At 37.1% G+C, this 1,835-nt stretch carries 2 protein-coding genes; both read right to left on the reverse strand.

What is annotated here, in order from left to right:
- The coding region (locus ENL20_01970) for an inositol-3-phosphate synthase (protein ID HHE37321.1) at positions 1–1,016 on the reverse strand (1,016 nt) is incomplete at its 3' end.
- Positions 1,017–1,082: 66 nt separating this feature from the next.
- A partial coding sequence (locus ENL20_01975; GenBank protein ID HHE37322.1) for a CDP-glycerol glycerophosphotransferase occupies positions 1,083–1,835 on the reverse strand: 753 nt, incomplete at its 5' end.

Raw genomic sequence — 1,835 nt, forward strand, 5'->3', positions numbered from 1 at the left:
CCGAAAATATCGATGTTATCCCAACCTTCTTTGTTATCTCCGCGCGGCGGATAATAATTAATGCGAACTTTGTGATAAAGGTCTTTATAAAGTTCAGGATTTTTTTCAGGCTGCAGGATAGAATCCAGAACTCCGAGTTTGCTGACTTCCTTTGTTTTGAAAGATTCCGGATCATCGAGAACTTCTCCATCTCGATTTCCTAAAATATTGGTCGAGAACCAACCATTTACTCCCAAAACTCTGGCTCTGATCCCGGGAGCAAGAATGGTTTTCATCAAAGTCTGTCCGGTTTTGAAGTCTTTTCCGGCAATCGGTAATTTATTCATTTTTGCTAATTCCCAGATTGCCGGAATATCAACAGTCAGATTTGGAGCTCCATTGGCAAATGGAATTCCATTTTTCAGAGCTGCATAAGCGTAGATCATGCTCGGAGAAATCGCTTCATTGTTTTCTATAAGTCCTTTCTCAAATGCTTCCAGACTTTGATGAACTGCCTGTTGTTCAATGTATATTTCCGTTGATGCACACCAGATCATGACAACATCGGTCAGATTATTTTCCTTCTTAAAATTTTCAATATCAGCCATCAGCATTTTAGCAAGTTCAAGTTTATTTTCTGCTTTTTTGATGTGAGTTCCATCCAGTTTTTTCACATATTTTTTATCAAAAACAGCCTTCATCGGTTTGATAGCTTGCAGTTCATCTTTTACAAGTTCGATATGTTCGTTGGATAAAACCCGGGCATTTTTTGCAGAATCATAAGCAGAATCTTTAAAAATATCCCATCCAGAAACAACTATATCTTCGATATTTGCCAGGGGTAAAAAATCTTTCAAGAGTGGTGATCTATTTTCCGTTCTTTTTCCCAAACGGATAGTTCCCATTTGCGTTAAACTTCCGATCGGTTTGGAATATCCTTTTTTGATCAATTCCAATCCGGCGATGAAAGTTGTTCCGATTGCTCCGAGTCCGGGAATTAAGACTCCTAATTTTTCTGATTTTTCTTTGATCTTCATTTTATAACCTTCTTTTTCGATTTGTTACAAAGTTTTCAGGAATGATTTGTTCGTCAAATGGATTTATTAAGGAACATTTTCATGTCCGCCTTCAAAATACAATTCTTCCATTTTCCGCACGAATCTTTCTGTTGCTTTTCCATCTAATTTATAAAAATATCTCTCGCGGTATTTATCGGCTTGCTCAATCATTTTTTTAGTTGGATTGATACTTTGATCAATTGCTTCTTTGATTTGTTTTCCGGAGATAATATGCACAAAAGCACCTTTCAGGAATTCCCGGTTATCGATTTCCAGAAGTGCTTCTCCATCAGAATGAACTAAATTATCGCAAGGCAGATCGAAAATGATTCCATGTTTTCGGAAAGCCAGAAAATCAAAAACGGTGCTTGATGCTTCGCTCATAACCACATCTGCCAGGGCATAATAGGGAACGATATTCAATTCTGTAAATGGTAATAGAACAGCATGCGGATATTTTCTCACTCTTTTCTCAAAAATCCGGTGCTGACGATGCGGAGCGTATTTTCCCATCCAACTGTAAGGATGAAGTTTGATGATCAGGTTATAATTTATCGTCTGTTCGAAAATATCGTCTTTCACTTCATACATGCAGGTTGGTTTGTAAGTTGGAGCAAAGAGGATAGTTTTTTTGTTTGGATCGAGATTCCATTTTTTTAAAAATTTTGAGTTATCGAATTTTCCCTGGAAATAATAATCCAGTTTAGGAAGCCCAATCAAGTAAACTTCATTTTTCCCGAGTGAAGGAGAATTTTTCAAAGAATTAACTCGGTGCTGTCCTTCCACAAAAATCAGGTA

It is taken from the genome of Candidatus Cloacimonadota bacterium (assembly GCA_011372345.1).
Classification (GTDB): domain Bacteria; phylum Cloacimonadota; class Cloacimonadia; order Cloacimonadales; family TCS61; genus DRTC01.